This window comes from Embleya sp. NPDC008237, assembly GCF_042956465.1.
Taxonomy (GTDB): Bacteria; Actinomycetota; Actinomycetes; order Streptomycetales; family Streptomycetaceae; genus Embleya.
In genome coordinates this window covers 1-4077 of sequence record NZ_JBIBGL010000049.1, presented here as the reverse complement: position 1 = coordinate 4077, position 4077 = coordinate 1, and the positions used below count along the sequence as shown (strand labels likewise).

General features: G+C 68.0%; 3 protein-coding genes and 1 pseudogene. All 4 read left to right on the top strand.

What is annotated here, in order from left to right; all coding sequences use genetic code 11:
• A pseudogene (locus tag ACFZBU_RS47915) lies at positions 1-386 on the top strand (transposase); the annotation flags it as partial.
• Positions 387-503: 117 nt separating this feature from the next.
• A complete protein-coding gene (locus tag ACFZBU_RS47910; protein ID WP_391590146.1) occupies positions 504-1622 on the top strand; it encodes a tyrosine-type recombinase/integrase in 1119 nt (372 codons plus the stop codon).
• Positions 1619-3868, top strand: coding sequence for a tyrosine-type recombinase/integrase (locus ACFZBU_RS47905; RefSeq protein ID WP_391590145.1), 2250 nt, complete (start codon positions 1619-1621; stop codon positions 3866-3868). Before ACFZBU_RS47910 ends, ACFZBU_RS47905 begins: the two co-directional genes overlap by 4 nt.
• A partial coding sequence (locus tag ACFZBU_RS47900; RefSeq protein WP_391590144.1) for a DUF6262 family protein occupies positions 3858-4077 on the top strand: 220 nt, incomplete at its 3' end. The genes ACFZBU_RS47905 and ACFZBU_RS47900, both read left to right, overlap by 11 nt.

Genomic DNA, 4077 nt, shown 5'->3' with positions numbered 1-4077 from the left:
CGGACACGTGGGACGACGAATGGGCCCTGATCGAACCGTTGTTGCCCCGGCTGGCCTGCGAGCTTCCCACCGGCGGACGCCCGGAGAAGCACCCCTGGCGGGAGATCGTCGACGCGATCCGCTACGTCGTCGACACCGGCTGCAAGTGGCGAGCCCTTCCGCGGGACTTCCCGCCCTGGCGGACCTGCTACGGCTTCATGGCCCGCTGGGCTGCGGCCGGGGTGGTCGGGCAGATCCGCGACCAGCTCCGCAAACGCGTCCGTCGCGGGATGGGCCGAGCCCCCGGAACGGCGGCCACCGTCATCGACTCCCAGTCCGTGAAGGCCGCCGAGACGGTCGGCCGGGACTCGCGCGGCTACGACGGGGCGAAGAAGATCAACGGCCGTTATCTTGAGCCCGCAGCAGCGCGTCCCTCATGTGTGTGAAGCACTCTGAAGGTCCGCCAGTTCGCTTGGTGGATGCGGTTATCTACCGCCATCCATCACGGATGAACCGGAGGTGCGATGCGAGTACAGCGGGTGCTGACACCCGACTCGACGGCGGAGTCGTGGACGCTCATGGGGAACGATCTGCGGCCGGTCGGCCCGGTGGAGTCGTTCCTGGCCTACCTCTCGGCAGTGGAGCGGTCGCCGAACACCGTCAAGGCGTACGCCCATGACCTGAAGGACTGGTGGACCTACCTCGACGGTCGGGGTCTGGACTGGCGGACAGTGAACCTGGAGGCGATGGCCGGGTTCGTGGCCTGGCTGCGGCTGTCACCGCCGGCCCGAAACGGAGCCGTCTCGGTGCTACCGACGGTCGAGCACCACTGCGCGACCTCCAGCGTGAACCGCAAGCTCGCGGCGGTCAGCACCTTCTACGAGTTCCACGCCCGGAACGGCGTCGCGGTCGCAGACCTGCTGGTGACGATGCGGCCCGCCGGGCGGCACCGGGCCGCGGCCACCTCTTACAAGCCGTTCCTGCAGCACATCGCCTCTGGCAAGCCCGAGCGGCAGCGCACCATCAAGCTGAAGGCTGACCGGCGACGTCCCCGCGTCCTGACCGCCGCCCAGGCCCAAAAAATTCTGGATGCCTGTGGCCATTTGCGTGACCGGCTGTTGTTCGCGTTGCTGCTGGACACCGGGGTCCGCATCGGCGAGGCCCTGGGTCTGCGGCACGACGACATCGCCATCGCCGAACGGCAGGTGACCGTCGTTCCGCGGCAGAACGACAACCGTGCCCGGGCGAAGGCCGGCCGCTCCCGCGCCATCCCGGCCAGCGCGGAGCTGATGCGTCTGTACTCCGACTACCTGCACCGCGAGTACGGCGCCCTGGACTCCGACTACGTCTTCGTCAACCTATTCGCCGAACCGCACGGCCACCCCTGGGGCTACCCGGCCGTCTATGACCTGGTGCAACGGCTCCGGCGGACCACCGGCATCATCTTCGAGCCGCACCAGTACCGGCACACCTACGCGACCTGGCTGCTGAGGCGCGGGGCGGGCATGGAGAACGTCAAAGAGCTTCTTGGTCATGTCTCGATCAGCACCACGATCGACACGTATGGTCACCTGACCGTCGAGGACGCCCGCCGTACCCTGGAGGAAGCAGGCTGGTTCACCGGGCGAGAGGTCCGACTGTGACCGCTGGCGCCGTTCGCCCCGGCCACGAACGAGGCGGCCTGCTGGAGAGGCTACTGGCCACGGTCCGGGCGGAGTTCCGCACCGAGATCTACCGTCCCGCCCCGGACGATTCGGTCTTCGCGTCCCCCGGCTGCACGGTTGTCGACTGCGATCGCCCGGTCAGCATGCGCGGTCTCTGCAACGGGCACGCCGTGCGGTGGAGGCACCGTGGGCACCCGGATCTCGCGGCCTTCCTTGCTGACCCTGGGGCACCGATTCGTGGTCGGACGCCTCTCGCGGCCTGCCGCGTCGACGGCTGCCGCTATGGCCTCAGCTCCCGCGGGCTGTGCTCCAAGCACCACGACCGATGGGCACGATCGGGCAGACCCGACCTTGAGTCCTGGGAGGCTCCGGCCCTGGTCAACCCCGAGGCGACTGAGTGCCGTCTGCCGTTCTGCACCCTTTGGGTCGAAACGCTGCAGAAGCTGTTCTGCAAGAACCATCACGACCGGTGGAAGCGTGCCGGCCACCACGATGTCGAACGGTTCATCCTCGACTGCGAGTTGAGTGGCGGTGGGGTCATCGACCTGCGTGATTTGCCGCCCCAGCTGACGCTGGAATTCCAGTACGGGCTGCAGTGCCGGGCCGACGCTCACCGTCGCGCGACCGCCCCACGCGGGGTGATGCAGGCAGTGCGATTCGCGAGATCTGCGGCGGTGTCCTCGTTGCTGGATCTCGACGAGGCCGAGTGGCGGCAGGCCGCCAAGACCCGCGTGATCCGTGATCCGGTGCTGTTCCTGATCGAGACACGTGACGCTGTCGAGACACTGCGGGACGGAGCCGGCTGGGAGGTTGGGTACGGCCGGGATATCTGGCGCCTGCACAAGCTGCCCGGCAGCATCACTCGTGCCGCAGCCACCGCCCCAAGTCCACGGGTCCGGCTCCGATTCGATGCCATTGCCCAGCCGTGGCTCCGTGACCTGGGGAAACGCTGGATGCGCTTGCGGCTGACCTCCGGGCTGAGCATCGCTGCGGCAAGGGCAGGACTGGACGCCCTGGTCTCCTTCAGTGAGTTCCTGACCCTCGCCGGTGTCGATCGGCTGGCCGACGTCGACCGCCCGCTGCTTGAACGGCATCTGGCCTGGGTCGCCTCGCGGCCGGGCGGGCGCGCTGTCAAGAAGACCAAGATCGGCGGACTGAACCTGTTCTTCCAGGCCATCCGGCAGCATCACTGGGACGACACACTGCCGGGCACGGCCGCCTTCTACCCCGGTGACACGCCGCCCGCCCCCGCGCAGGTCTCCCGCCGGCTGGCCAAACACGTCATGACCCAGGTCGAATCCGAAGAGAACTTGCGGCGATGGACCAACCCGGCGGGCCAGCTCGTCACACTCATCCTCGTCCGCTGCGGGCTGCGGATCTCCAGTGCACTCACGCTGGACTTCGACTGCGTCGTCCATGACGGCCAAGGCGCCCCCTACCTGCGGTATTTCAACACCAAGATGAAGCGCGAGGCAGCCGTCCCCATCGATGAGGAACTCCAGGCCGCCATCCGCGCCCAGCAACAACGCACCCTGGAACGCTGGCCCGAAGCCACCACCTGCCTCTTCCCCAGGCCCCACGCGAACGTCTCCGGCAACCTCCAACTGCCCTACAGCACCTACCGCCAGATGCTGAAGCGCTGGCTGGCTACCTGCGAAATCCACGACGAGCACGGCCGCCCCGTCCATCTCACACCGCATCAATGGCGACACACTTTTGCCTGCCGACTGATCAACAGGGACGTCCCCCAGGAAGTCGTACGGGTCCTCCTTGATCACGAGTCGTCCCAGATGACAGCCCACTATGCGCGGATCACCGATCAGACGGTGCGGCGCCGGTGGGAGCAGGCGATGAAGGTCAACATCAAGGGCGAGCGCGTCGCACTGGAGAGCGACGGGCCCCTCGGCCAAGTCCAGTGGGCCAAGACCCGCTACGGCATCGCCACTCAAACTCTGCCCAACGGCTACTGCGGACTGCCCGTCCAGAAGACCTGCCCGCACGCGAACGCGTGCCTGACCCGCCCGGTCTTCCTCACCGGACCCGAGTTCCTGCCCGAGCTCCGTGAACAGCGCACCCGGACCCTGGCGCTGATCGACAACGCCACCGGCTGCGGCCACACCCGGGTCGCTGAGATGAACCAGCAGGTTGCCGACAACCTCGACCGCATGATCAGCGAGCTCCAGGACGGCCAGGACAACCCGGAGGACGCCGCCCATGCCAGCTGACAACTCCCACCCGATCGTCGCTGCGGCCCACCGGCGGGCCGCGGCAACCCGCCGACGCGCCACCTCGGCCCTGCGGCGGATGGACGCCACCGGCACCGTGATCACCTTCGAGGCAGTCGCCCGCGAAGCGGGCGTCTCCCGGTCCTGGCTCTACAACCAGCCGGACCTACGAGCCGAGATCGAACGTCTGCGAGCCCGGCATCGCCCCG

What these genes read in the sequence shown, in the direction of transcription:
- ACFZBU_RS47910 (WP_391590146.1), top strand. Translation starts at nt 504, where the DNA reads ATGCGAGTACAGCGGGTGCTGACACCCGACTCGACGGCGGAGTCGTGG.